At 42.3% G+C, this 12526-nt stretch carries 11 protein-coding genes; 7 read left to right on the top strand and 4 right to left on the bottom strand.

The window, feature by feature from the left end:
• Window positions 1-8 precede the first annotated feature (8 nt).
• The gene (gene rodA, locus ACQP6D_RS00590) at window positions 9-1115 is read left to right on the top strand and encodes a rod shape-determining protein RodA (protein ID WP_427857179.1); all 1107 of its coding nucleotides are present in this window, start codon (window positions 9-11) and stop codon (window positions 1113-1115) included.
• A gap of 120 nt (window positions 1116-1235) precedes the next feature.
• Here the strand turns inward: rodA and clpP are convergent, their stop codons facing one another.
• From clpP to ACQP6D_RS00570, 4 genes are all read right to left on the bottom strand, one after another.
• A complete protein-coding gene (gene clpP, locus ACQP6D_RS00585; RefSeq protein ID WP_427857178.1) occupies window positions 1236-1847 on the bottom strand; it encodes an ATP-dependent Clp endopeptidase proteolytic subunit ClpP in 612 nt (203 codons plus the stop codon).
• Between the two features lie 86 nt (window positions 1848-1933).
• Window positions 1934-3253, bottom strand: a complete 1320-nt coding sequence (tig, locus tag ACQP6D_RS00580; protein ID WP_427857177.1) for a trigger factor — start codon at window positions 3251-3253, stop codon at window positions 1934-1936.
• Window positions 3254-3415: 162 nt separating this feature from the next.
• A complete protein-coding gene (locus ACQP6D_RS00575) occupies window positions 3416-4288 on the bottom strand; it encodes a DUF1853 family protein (RefSeq protein ID WP_427857176.1) in 873 nt (290 codons plus the stop codon).
• A 40-nt stretch (window positions 4289-4328) separates the two neighbouring features.
• The gene (locus ACQP6D_RS00570) at window positions 4329-5141 is read right to left on the bottom strand and encodes an RNA methyltransferase (protein WP_427857175.1); all 813 of its coding nucleotides are present in this window, start codon (window positions 5139-5141) and stop codon (window positions 4329-4331) included.
• A 244-nt stretch (window positions 5142-5385) separates the two neighbouring features.
• On the opposite strand from ACQP6D_RS00570, the gene ACQP6D_RS00565 reads away from it, so the two are divergent.
• The 6 genes from ACQP6D_RS00565 (at window position 5386) to ACQP6D_RS00540 (ending at window position 12492) form a co-directional block, all read left to right on the top strand.
• The gene (locus ACQP6D_RS00565) at window positions 5386-6177 is read left to right on the top strand and encodes an inositol monophosphatase family protein (RefSeq protein ID WP_267390364.1); all 792 of its coding nucleotides are present in this window, start codon (window positions 5386-5388) and stop codon (window positions 6175-6177) included.
• Window positions 6178-6261: 84 nt separating this feature from the next.
• Window positions 6262-6735 carry a copper chaperone PCu(A)C gene (locus ACQP6D_RS00560; protein ID WP_371688225.1) on the top strand — a complete coding sequence of 158 codons (474 nt, stop codon included), beginning with the start codon at window positions 6262-6264 and terminating at the stop codon, window positions 6733-6735.
• A 254-nt stretch (window positions 6736-6989) separates the two neighbouring features.
• Window positions 6990-9119, top strand: a complete 2130-nt coding sequence (locus tag ACQP6D_RS00555; RefSeq protein ID WP_427857174.1) for an AsmA family protein — start codon at window positions 6990-6992, stop codon at window positions 9117-9119.
• On the top strand, window positions 9116-10681 hold the full coding sequence (gene mnmC, locus ACQP6D_RS00550) for an FAD-dependent 5-carboxymethylaminomethyl-2-thiouridine(34) oxidoreductase MnmC (protein ID WP_427857173.1): 1566 nt from the start codon (window positions 9116-9118) through the stop codon (window positions 10679-10681). The genes ACQP6D_RS00555 and mnmC overlap by 4 nt, the downstream gene beginning before the upstream one ends.
• A 202-nt stretch (window positions 10682-10883) precedes the next feature.
• On the top strand, window positions 10884-11612 hold the full coding sequence (locus ACQP6D_RS00545) for a metal ABC transporter ATP-binding protein (protein WP_100140614.1): 729 nt from the start codon (window positions 10884-10886) through the stop codon (window positions 11610-11612).
• A 4-nt stretch (window positions 11613-11616) separates the two neighbouring features.
• Window positions 11617-12492 (top strand): metal ABC transporter permease, encoded by an 876-nt coding sequence (locus ACQP6D_RS00540; protein WP_370389081.1) that lies wholly within the window; start codon window positions 11617-11619, stop codon window positions 12490-12492.
• The last annotated feature ends 34 nt before the right edge of the window (window positions 12493-12526 follow it).

The following is a 12526-nucleotide window of genomic DNA, read 5'->3' as shown; positions in this document are numbered from 1 at the left end:
AAATAAATATGATTAATGAGAAGCAATGGTTGAAACGTATCTGGTATAAGCTCTGGGCACCGATGGATGTGTGGCTGTTTTATGCCATGTTGATAATATATGTCATGAGTTTATTTCTGCTTTACTCGGCAGATGGACAAGATTTTGGCCAGCTGGAAAATAAAACCTTGCATACTGTTCTTAGTTTTATTTTATTATGGCTGATTGCACGGACTCCACCGCAGATATTAAGTAATTTTGCGTTACCCCTTTATGGTTTAGGTATATTACTTTTGGTGGGTGTGCATTTTGCTGGTATCACTGTAAATGGCTCTACTCGCTGGCTAAATATTGGGATAGGACGAATCCAGCCCTCAGAAATCATGAAAATTGCTGTACCAATGCTGATTGCATGGTATTTCCAGAAAAATGAAAGTAATATTCGCTGGTATCACTATATTATTGCCTTTGTGCTGATATTTATCCCTGTAGCACTGATTTTGAAACAGCCTGATTTAGGTACTGCCACTTTGATTATGGCGTCCGGCTTGTTTGTTATATTTTTTGCTGGTTTACCGTGGAAAGTTATTATTACTGCGATTATCGGGTTTGTGGCTATGCTGCCTATAATTTGGAATTATGGGATGCATGATTATCAGCGAATGAGGGTTCTGACTTTGCTTGATCCTACTAAAGATCGTCTTGGTGCTGGTTATCACATCCTGCAATCGATGACGGCTATTGGATCAGGAGGAATTTGGGGAAAAGGTTGGCTCGAAGGAACTCAGACACATCTTGATTATATTCCTGAATCCACTACTGACTTTATTTTTGCAGTTTTTGGAGAGGAGTTTGGTCTGATTGGCAATATTCTGCTAGTGAGTGTATATACATTTATTTTGGTGCGCGGTTTATATATTACGCTTAAAGCACCTACTTTGTATTGCCGTACTTTAGCTGGTGCACTGACTATGACATTATTTTGCTATGCATTCGTTAATATGGGTATGGTTAGTGGTATTCTGCCTGTGGTGGGTGTGCCTTTGCCTCTGGTAAGCTATGGTGGTACTGCTACTTTATCAGTAATGGTGATACTGGCGATGTTAATGGGAATTAGTAATCAACGCAAAAGTTAATTTCAGCCTCGAAAATTTTATACTGATAGGTATTGTGAAAAAATATAAAATCGAAACCAATTTTTGGTTTCGATTTTATATTGACTTAAAGCTTGCTCTTAATTAAGCATAAGGGAAAGTTTATTTGGGGCGATGAACCAGTACTTCGTCAATTAATCCGTATTTCTGTGCTTCTTCTGCTGACATAAAATTATCACGGTCTGTATCTTTTTCAATTTGTGCCAGTTTTTGGCCAGTATGACGAGCCAAATGTTCGTTTAACTGGTTTTTCAGTTTGAGTAATTCACGCGCATGAATTTCGATATCAGATGCTTGTCCACCTAAGCCGCCGCTGATGAGAGGTTGGTGAATCATTACACGGCTGTTTGGCAATGCGAAGCGTTTACCTTTAGCTCCGGCAGATAAAAGGAAAGCTCCCATACTTGCAGCCTGACCCAGGCATAAAGTAGCTACATCTGGTTTAATAAAATTCATGGTATCAAAAATAGACATACCAGCAGTGACAGACCCACCCGGTGAATTAATATAGAGAGAAATATCTTTATCGGGATTTTCGCTTTCCAAAAATAATAACTGCGCTACGATCAGATTAGCGGTTTCGTCTGTAACAGGCCCTACCATGAATACAATCCGCTCTTTAAGTAAACGTGAATAGATATCGTATGCGCGTTCACCACGGCCGCTTTGTTCGACCACCATGGGTACGAGACCAAGATTCTGTATATGTGACATGTTTTTTCCTCAATAGAAATAAAAGCACCCAAGCAGCTTCTCAACTACTTTGGTGCTTTTGGTCATTTATTCAATGTTTGCTATGTTTAGGCCTGTGCCTGCTGTCCCATTACTTCATCAAAAGTAAGCACTTTATCGCTGACTTTGGCTTTACTGAGGACATAGTCTACAACATTTTGTTCGATAGCCAGAGAAGTAGGCACTTGCAGATTTTTTTTGTCGCTATAGTACCAATCAATAACTTCCTGTGGATCTTCATAGCTGTCGGCGAACTCATTGATAACTTTACGTACCTGTTCTTCGCTTGGCTCCAGTTTTTCTTCGCGTATCAATTCGCCCATAATCAGGCTAATGGCTACTCGGCGACTAGCTTGTTCATTAAACATGTCAAGCGGCAAGTCCAAATCTTTTTGATCCATACCCTGCGCGGCAAAATTTTCTTTCATGCGTGCTGCCATGCTTTTAGCTTCTTCGGTAATCATAGAAGTAGGTACTTCAATAGGTGTAGAGGCCAGCAAAGCGTTAATAGCGCTATCTTTTGTCATTTCACTAACGCGACGGTTTACTTCTCGGCTGACATTTTTTTTGATTTCAGCACGCATTTTTTCTACGTCGCCGTCTTCAATGCCCAGTGATTTGGCAAATTCTTCATTTACTTCCGGCAGAACAGCTTCAGAAACATTTTTTAGAGTAATGGTAAAAATAGCTGTTTTACCAGCGAGCTCTTTGCTCTGGTAATCTTCTGGAAAGGTAACTGATACTTCTTTTACATCACCTTCTTTCATACCGGCAATACCTGTTTCGAAGTCAGGCAGCATCTGGCCTTTCCCTAGTAAGAACGGATAGTTTTCAGCAGATCCTCCAGTAAAAGCCTCTCCATCAATTTTGCCGGCAAAATCAATGATTACCCGGTCTCCAATTTGTGCCTCCCGTTCTACGTGATTAAAACGGGTACGCTGCTGGCGCAAGATGTCAATTGTTTTATCGATTTCTGTATCACCGATTTCAGTACTGAATTTGGTGACTTCCTGAGAAGTTAAATCGCCGATTTTGATTTCTGGAAATTCTTCATACACTACAGCAATTTTGTAGAATTTTTCATCGTCCTGATCTTCATCTTCCAAAGCGGTGAGGCTTTTCAGGCCTGCTACTTTGAGTTTTTCAGCTACAATGAGGTCTTCGAAAGCTTTATGGGTCATTTCGTTCAGCACTTCATCGCGAATGCCATAGCCATACATGGAATCAATGATTCGCAGTGGTGCTTTACCAGGGCGAAAGCCATCAACGCGAGCACGTTTCTGTGCCACTTTCATTCGTGCATTGACTTTTGCCCGGATGTCTTCCCAGTTCAGAGCCAAAATAATTTTACGCTCTAAATTATCTAATTTTTCTACTGTTACGCTCATCGTTAACCCTTAGATGTCAGTTAATCTGATTTGTTTGATTTGTCTTCAGGCACTGCCTGGGCTGTCAGTACCCGGCATTCTTTCATGCAGACAAAATTAAATCGCAAGTTTACCATAAGCCTTTATAAAAGCCTATGTAATGTCCGAGACACTTGCAGTAATTTATGGTTGCACAGGATTTTTGTCTTTTTTCATGATTCTTTCTGTTTCGTGCCAGTAACCATCTTCATGCTTTTGTACTATTGCTATGATACCCTGCTTTATTTGTTTAATCTGATCAAAATTCACGATTGCATTGCTGCTAAGGCGTGCTGGTGATAGTAAAGATAAATGATCGAGAAGATAAAAGCGAGAGTCTTCCGGAGCTTCCAAAACAGACCATTCTTCGATGTATCGCCCCTGCCAGCATAAAGGATTTATTGGTATGTGAAAATGTGTGTTGCCCGTAGGGGTAAAGAGCATGCCTCGGATTATACTGGCTTGCCGGAGCTCTTCTGGTTGCACAGATAACTTTGCCAGCGATTTTTTGGCTTCTAGACTTGTGCTCAATGCTAGCTGCTGTATGATTTTATCCCTTTTGTTTTTCAGCAGATCTGACTGATTCAGGCCATTAAAGCTTTCCAGTTCATTTGAATAACTACCATAATATTTACACGCCAATTCCAGATGATATTTCTGATTATTCAGCTGTACGATGAAATCCATGGCTCCCGCTGTACGCTGCTTATCCATCACTGTCAGATTATGGGCAATGAGCTGGCTATGAGGGGCATTTAAAAACCAGTATTGCAATAATTTTTCTGCGTATATACCCAGATGGGATTGGTAACCACTGTGTCTTTTCAGGAATAAATATAAATCCTCAGGATGTTTATCAAGAGCGAGTAAAAACCGAAAGCCATCATCCCCAAGTAATTGGGAAATAGGCAATTCTACGGTAGAAATCCATGGTGAGGGAGCGGTTAGTAAACTAGCCAAATCGCGTACAATGGTTTTTTTTAACCGCCACCAGATGGGATCAGAAGCATAATTCATGAGTAGTGCTTTCTCCTTTATAAACATGATTTATTGAAAGTTAATCTTGCTTTTTCTGAATTTGCTGGTTAATGGTGTTATAAAAGCCACGTAAGATGTCAATATCTTCGGTACTGAGTTGCGCTCGGTCAAACATGGCAGCCATACGGCGCATTAACCTTGTTTCATTACGCCGGTTAAAGAATCCGGCTTTATCCATTACCTGACGTAGATGTGCCACCATATCATGTGTTTGTTGATGTGTGGCCAGATTTTTTGGCTGTATCAAATGGGCCATGCTGCTGTTTACATGGCTGAATAATTCATAACAGATTACCTGTACGGCTTGGGCTAGATTTAGTGAAAAATATTCAGAATTACCGTTGATGGTAATTAGGCGATTGCAGCTTTGTACTTCTTCAATACTTAGTCCATAAGTTTCATTACCGAATACTAATGCAATTTTCTGCCCAGCTCTGGCTGTATCCAGTAATGATGGCATGATTTCGCGTGGTGTGTACAAAGGAGCTGTCAGCTCACGCCGCCGGCTGGTAAGGGCACAAGATAATGTGGTATCAGCCAGAGCTTCATTAAGTGTGGCCACTACGTGTGCGCGTTCCAGCACATCTTTTGCTCCAGATGCAAGAATAAAGCTTTCTTCCGGTAAAGCGAATGTGTCTGGATTAGTACTGTCGAATACTGGAGGCTGCGTTGTCATGGGGGTTTGCATCAGATTTGGTGCGACCAGTGTCAGGTTGGTGAGTCCCATGGTTTTCATGGCACGTGCTGCGGAACCAATATTTGCCGGATGGCTGGTACGTGTGAGTACTACAAGTATGTTACTTAAAAATTCGGGAAGTACGGGTTTGTTCATGTTTAATATTAAATCTGGGGAAGAGCTCAGAAATAGCAGAATGCTGATATATTCAGCATATTATAGCAAAATGAGCTTATATATTCTGTATATGAAAGTAGCCGGTTTTGGAAAAAGCAATTTTGCCGTATAATTAATTTCTCTATTCCATTGCCGCTATGTTGTTTTAATGCGGCATTTGTTCTTTAAAACACGTCTTTTCTATCTGTTTGAAGCTTTTATCAGCCATATCACGAGAATGAGCATGAATCCTATTTTGACTACTGCCTGGAAAGCAGCGCGTAAAGCCGGCCAGATGATGCATCGCGCCAGCAGCAATTTAAATAATATTAAAATTGACAATAAAGCTGCTAACGATTTTGTTTCTGATGTTGATCGTGAGGCGGAACGAATTATTGTTAGTACTATTCAGGAAGTATATCCCCAGCATGCTATTCTGAGTGAAGAAGCCGGCCAGCTGGGAAATATTCATGCTGAGTATCAGTGGATTATTGATCCTCTGGATGGAACTACGAATTATTTGCATGGACATAAGCAATATGCTATTTCCATGGCGCTATTGCACAAGGGAACATTGGCCGAAGCACTGGTTTATGCTCCAGAGCACAATGATCTATATGTTGCCAGCCGTGGGCAAGGTGCGCTACTAAATGACAAACGTATTAGAGTAAGTGGTCGTATTGACTTGCTGCGCAGTCTGATTGCTACCGGATTTCCGGTGGTTGATCAGAGTATGATGAATACTTACCTAGCCATTTTAAAAGATGTGCTGGCTAAAACAGCCGGTGCACGCCGTGAAGGTTCGGCCGCATTGGATTTATGTAATGTAGCCTGTGGCCGTGTGGATGGTTTTTTTGAATTTAATCTTAAACCTTGGGATGTTGCCGGCGGTGCTCTGATTGTTCAGGAAGCTGGTGGGATTGTTACCGATATGCAAGGTGAGCAGGCATGGCTGGACAGTGGTGATATTGTAGCTGCCAATCCGAAAATTCTGGCTCAATTATTGCAGATTTTTGCACCTCATTTAGCGGTATAATGTAAGTAAGTTGTGATGGTTTAGGCTAATTCTGGTTAAATCATCACAAACAAAATTACTGTGAAATTTGCTGAAGGCGATAACATGAAAAAACTACTGTTTACTGCATTATTAGCTTCTTATGCTAGCCTGCTGTTGGCTAAGGGCATTGAAGCAAATAATGCTTGGGTTCGTTTTAGTGTGCCCGGCATGTCGTCCAGTGGTGTATTTATGGATCTGGATAATCAATCCGGCAGGGATGATATATTGCTTAGCGCTTCGACACCGGTGGCGATGTCTGCTGAAGTGCATGAAACGGTAGAAACTGACGGTGTGATGAAAATGCGTTCTTTGCCCAAAGGTTTGCCTTTACCTGCTGGCAAAGTGACACATTTACAGCCAGGAAAAATGCATATTATGCTGATGGGTTTAAAAAAACCATTGGCTAAAGATACTACTATTCCAGTGCGATTGACTTTCCGTCATGCACGACCCCTTGTTCTAAATGTGCCTGTTACTATAGGACCGGCTTACGCTGATATAAGCCAAACTGAAAATTCTCATCATATGCATCATTAAAATAATCTGTGTCTTAAATTAAATGACGTGAAAGTAAATTTTAAACAGAATTAATTTATTAACTCTGTTTACAGATGCGGGCTGATATAAGTATTTTTATATGGACTTAATCCACGCTTTTGTAAGGCTTGGATTGTTTTCTATTGTAACGGTTATTTCAGAATGGATTTGTTTTGAAGCCGACAAATCCATATTCTGAAACAATTTTAAATTAATTTTTTATGATTTCATTATTGCATTCAGGCAAATTTTGGTTGAAATTGCTGGTTTTTGGCTGCCTGAGCATATTTTTGCTATTGGCCATTGATATGGCTGTGTTGCATTATTTGTTTAATGCTAAAGAAATTAATAAACGTGCTAATGAGTTTGTGGCCGATAGTGGCAGACAAGTTTTTTTTGATGCAGATATCAGCCGTTCTATGTTTCCGCGCCCTACTGTGACATTACATCAGGTGCAGGTTAAAAATGTTGCCTCTAAAAAAAATGACATTAATGTAGGCGAGATGAAAATCGGCTTGGGCTGGCAAAGTTTCTTTGGCCGCATGACAATTGAAAAGTTGCAGCTTAACGATGCAAGTATCAATCTGGTACGCGGTAGTAACGGCCAGTGGAATCTGGCTGATTTATGGCAGAAAGCATATTCGGGTAAACGTTTACATATAAACCGGCTGATACTGGAAAACGCTAAATTTAATATTCAAGACGATCAGAACTTACAGTATATTAAGCAGATGAATCTTCAATGGCGTAATCTTGGCAGCTCCAGTGCACTGCAACTGGAGGGAATTTTAGGAGGCCAAGATATGCAAACTCTGCATTGCAAGCTCAATGCTGTTTATCATCCTGATGCTGTGATGCAGTGGAAAGATGTTAATCTGGAAATAGATACGAAAGTCTCTGTTTTGGGTGAGAGTAACGGCCAGTGGCATTTTGATGCACGCTGGTTGCCACAGCAGCAGTTACTGCAGACAGCTGCTGTGCAATGGCAGTGGCATAGTCAGCGTAATCAGTTGCATGTGACCGGCAATGGGCAAAACTGGCAGGTAGGCTGGGCCAAACTGTTTTTACCACAATTAAATGGTGTTGCTACAGCTCAGATTGGTGATAATGCGATTAATGCCACGGTGTCTTCCACCAATACCAGCTGGTTGCAGAATCACTGGTTTTTACCTCAGTTTCAGATTGACAGCGGTTGGCAAAGCCATTTGTTTCAGACCGCGCTTACTGTCAGCGGTCAGCTATCATGGTTGGATATGCGCCACTGGAAAATTGACAATTTTTCGGTGAATAGCCACCAGGATACTGTCAATGCCCTACCCAACTCCCGTTTCATCAGTGATTTATCTGGCAGTGTTCAGGGCGACGATGCCGGCAACGGTCAGCTTAATCTGCAAGGCCAGTTTGATAATCAGCCTGTCAGCATTTCTCTTGACTATCAACATGATAAACAGCAGGCAAAAATAAACGGAAGCATTCATCTGGCACAGTTAAATTTACGCCCTTATGCAGATAACAGTACTAGTTTGCTCCCGCCAGACTGGCAACAGTTATGGTATCGCTGGTTTAGGAAACGGTCGCTTACGGCACAACTATCCATTGATTCTCTGCTCACACCAACGGTAGTTGTGAATCAGTTTAAAACTCAGTTGTCTCTAAATGCACGTACGTTGAATTTGGACCCTATCAGTTTAAATATGTATGGTGGCAATACTGATGGATTGTTGCAGGTGACTAATTCTAATCCTTTAAGCTGGAAAGCACGGCAACATGCACGTGGTGTGCAAATGAAATCATTTTTACAAGATACATTTGGTTTGCATAATCTTGATGGTGAAGGCGATGCAGACTTTGATTTCCATGGAACAGGTGTCAACCGTCAGCAATGGCTTTCCAGTCTTTCGGGTCAGGCGGATATCCATATTCGTCAAGGTGTGTGGAACGGTATTGATATTAATAATATTCTGCAAAATAGTGACAGTCAGACAACTGTAGCTTACAACGAAACTAGCCAAACGCCTTTTCGCTATATTCGCTTGCAGATTCCATTGAGTAATGGAAATACCAGAAGTAGCCGTATGGAACTACATGCTGATAATTTTGATATCAAGGGTACTGGTGATGTGAAGTGGTTACAACAACAGATGGATTATAATGTTCTGATTGCCACTCGACGAGCACAACAACAGACTTTACTGCCGTTACGGATTAACGGTACGTTTACTAGACCCTCATTCTCCATAGATTATCAAAAACTTACTGCTGGTTTACATACTTCTCAGCAAAAGCAGAATAGTCTGCGGCAGACGTTGCAACAGCAATGGCTCTGGCTAAATCAGGGTAGCGGTGCATCAGCTGAGCATAATGAAACTGTACGGCTGCCATGAGTGTTTATGTCTTCCATAATTGGCCACAGCCAGATGAGCTGGCTCAGCAGTTGGGAAATGATGAGCAGGCTGAGGTTTTGGTTGTAGCCGAAAGCTGGCCGAAGACATTATTGGCTACCTCAGCCGCTGGGCAAGCGATAGTGAGGTTTTGGACTCAGGCAAGATTATTCTGGCAACAGCAACCGGTATTCAGCTATCCATTTCGAGCGGCAGGTAAATTTCTTCTGATTCGGCCTCAAGAATATAAGTACTGGGTGCAGTTTTACTCGGGTTTTTCACACGATAAGGCTGACATTGGTGTTAGTGGTTTTAAACCTTGGCTAACATTGCCTCCCACTCTAGCAGTTAAATCTGTAGTGGTAATCGGTGCCGGTATTTCTGGAGCTGCCACTGCTTTTGCTCTTGCCAAACGGGGGATTGCGGTCACAGTAATTGAACAACATACCATCGCCAGTGCTGCCTCTGGCAACCATCTCGGGCTGTTGTATGCCAAAATTTCTCCCAATTATACTGTGCAGACAGAGCTGTTGCTGGCAGGCTATGGATTTAGCCGTAGCCTGCTTCAAAATAGTTTGCCAGTGGGTCAAGGCTGGCTAGACTGTGGTGTACTCCATTTGAATTACAATGATGCCGAAAAGAATCGCAATGGATTATTAGCTTCGCAAAATCCTGATAATGCTTTGTTTCGATCTGTCACGCAGACTCAGGCTGGTGATATTGCCGGTATGGAATTACCTTCAGGGGGATTATGGTGGCCATTTGGTGCAGCCATCAATCCTTATAGCTGGGTTGATGCTTTGCTTAGACAACCTATAATTGAGGTGTTGACTGCAACTAAAGTTACAAGTGTTGTGTATCAGAATGATGGCTGGCAAATTGTTTGTCAGAATATGAATCGATCATTCACTTTGGAAGCATCCCATGTAGTTATCTGTGCCGGAGCAGACAGTGATACGCTCTTTCCAGTTGCTGGCTGGCCATTGCATAAAATCAGAGGACAAACTACCACAGCTTGTTTCAGAGCTGATGTTATAAAGCCAAGCTGTGCGCTAAGTGGAAATAGCTATATTACCCCCGCATGGCAGGATAAACTTTGTTTTGGTGCCACTTTTCATCCGAACAATACCGATAATAGCCTAAATGAAGAGGATGAAATTGTTAACTGGCAGCAATTGCGCCGCTGGCTACCACATCTCGCCGCAAATCTGTATCCGAATGCAAAACCGCAGGGACATGCGGCTATACGCTGTGATGCATTTGATCATTTGCCTTTGGCTGGGCCTGTGGGCAATACAGAGGCGATGCTGCAACAGTATGCCCGCTTGCGTTTGGACAAAAATTATCGGCTTAATCAACCTTGTCCATGGCAGCCAGGTATGTTTATTAATACGGCTCATGGCAGCCGAGGTTTGCTGACAGCGCCTTTATGTGCCGAAGCAATTGCTGCTGCCATACTGGGTTTGCCCTCTCCTTTATCTGTGCGGCTGCAACAAGCTTTGCATCCCAACCGCTTGCCCATTAGAGCGCTAACACATCATTTATCATTTCCTTTGACTGCTTAAAATTTCTCATTTTGCTAAAACTTTATAGTATAGGTATGATGAATGTAATGTTATACTATAACATTAAATTGTCATTAGGCTGATCCGGTAGAGGCATCACAATGTTTTCACTTTTGCTATGCGGTGTGGGTAAACGGTTGATTGGTGTGGGCGTTATTTTGGCTTTGATGTGGTTGATGTATGCATGGGCAGTGAGTGCATCATGAGTATTCAGGTAGACAATGTCACGGTCAGTTATCGCCAGCGACCAGCTATCCATCATCTCAGCATTGATTTTAAACCAAATGAAATGTGGGCAATATTCGGCCCTAATGGAGCGGGTAAATCCACGTTGCTCAAAGCTATTATGGGGCTAGTACGACCCGATAGTGGTGAAATTTGCTGGCAGCATTTACAGCGCTCTGATATAGCTTATCTGCCTCAGCAGTCGGATATTGACCGCAGCCAGCCTATGAGTGTGTTTGAACTAGTTGCTATGGGGTTATGGTATGAAACTGGTTTCTTTGCGGGTATCAGTAAATCTATGCATCAGCGGATTATTGCAGTATTAACTCAAGTTGGTATGCTGCAATATCAGGCACGCAGTATCGCGCAGTTGTCTAACGGCCAGTTTCAACGAGTATTACTGGCACGTATGCTGATTCAGAATGCTCGTGTTTTGTTGCTCGATGAACCATTTAACGCAGTTGATGCTGCTACAACTTTTGCTTTGTTGGATATTTTGAAAGCATACCAGCAGCAGAAGCAATGTACGGTGATTACGGTTTTGCATGATTATGAGCAGGTGCAGGCGTATTTCCCCTACACTTTGTTAATTGCTCGGGAAAAAATTGCAGCGGGTAAAACGGATCATGTATTGACTGAACAATATCTGCAACAGGCGGCCGCAGCAATGCAGCAATACGAACAGGATCAGTGGTGTAACAGGTAAATTAATGAATATGGCCTATTTACTCTTTCAGCCTTTTGCTGATTACGATTTTATGCGTTATGCATTATGTTCAATTGTATTTCTGGCTTTAGGTACTGCACCGGTTGGGGTTTTTTTGATGATGCGGCGTATGAGTCTGGTTGGGGATGCGCTTGGGCATGCTATTTTACCGGGTGCAGCAGCCGGCTATATGCTAGCTGGCTTAAGTTTACCAGCAATGAGTTTAGGCGGGTTTATTGCTGGCCTGTTGATGGCATTGCTGGCCGGTTTGGCCAGCCGATTTGCCAATGTGCGCGAGGATGCCAGCTTTGCCGCTTTTTTTCTTACCTGTTTGGCCTTAGGTGTGGTGTTGGTGAGCCGTGGCGGAAACAGTGTTGATTTATTGAACTTACTCTTTGGTTCGATTTTATCAGTCGATAAGTCAGCGCTGACGCTGGTGGCTATAGTGAGCAGTATTTCAATGCTGGTATTGGCTGTGATATATCGCCCGCTAATGCTGGAAAGCATAGATCCACTCTTTCTACGTGCTGTGAACGGTAAAGGCACGCTTTGGCACATTATTTTTTTAATACTGGTTGTGATGAATCTAGTTGCTGGATTTCAGGCTTTAGGAACACTGATGTCTGTAGGTTTAATGATGTTGCCCGCTATCAGTGCTCGTTTGTGGCAGAAATCTATGGGCGGTATTCTGATGATAGCAGCTATTATTGCTGTGTTGTGCGGCTATATAGGTCTGCTATTGTCTTTCTATATTGATTTACCATCTGGGCCGGCTATTATTCTGTGCTGTGGTATGGTTTATATACTGTCATTATTTGTTGGCAGTGAAAGCGGTATTCTTTGGCGAATCTATAAACGTCAGCGACACCATGTTGCTTAGAGATAATTTTTGCATCATAAACCACTGAAGGATA

Source organism: Snodgrassella sp. CS2, from assembly GCF_050310315.1.
GTDB lineage: Bacteria > Pseudomonadota > Gammaproteobacteria > Burkholderiales > Neisseriaceae > Snodgrassella > Snodgrassella alvi_E.
Note: the sequence above shows the minus strand (reverse complement) of the source record. Positions and strands in the feature narration are given on the sequence as shown.